Below are 221 nucleotides of genomic sequence, written 5' to 3'. Positions count from 1 at the left end.
GCTGATGTTTTCCTGCACTTGCACTTGGTGTTGATAAATCAAAAATAGACGTTATGAATAAGCCGCCAAGAAATGCAAACGAAAGTTTTTTTGCACAAGGAGCTTGGTTTAGAGCAATAGTTGGGGGAATGTTAATAGGTATTTTAACACTACTTGCATTTGTAATAGGATTATTTGAACAGGGTGTTCCTTTAAATAATTTAATAAGTGCAGGAAAACAT

The 221-nt window shown here is 34.4% G+C and carries 1 pseudogene; it reads left to right on the top strand.

Annotation, left to right across the window (positions count from 1 at the left end):
- Positions 1–20 precede the first annotated feature (20 nt).
- A pseudogene (locus AWT63_RS06565) lies at positions 21–221 on the top strand (cation transporting ATPase C-terminal domain-containing protein); the annotation flags it as partial.

Source organism: Caviibacter abscessus, assembly GCF_001517835.1.
Classification (GTDB): domain Bacteria; phylum Fusobacteriota; class Fusobacteriia; order Fusobacteriales; family Leptotrichiaceae; genus Caviibacter; species Caviibacter abscessus.
Note: the sequence above shows the minus strand (reverse complement) of the source record. Positions and strands in the feature narration are given on the sequence as shown.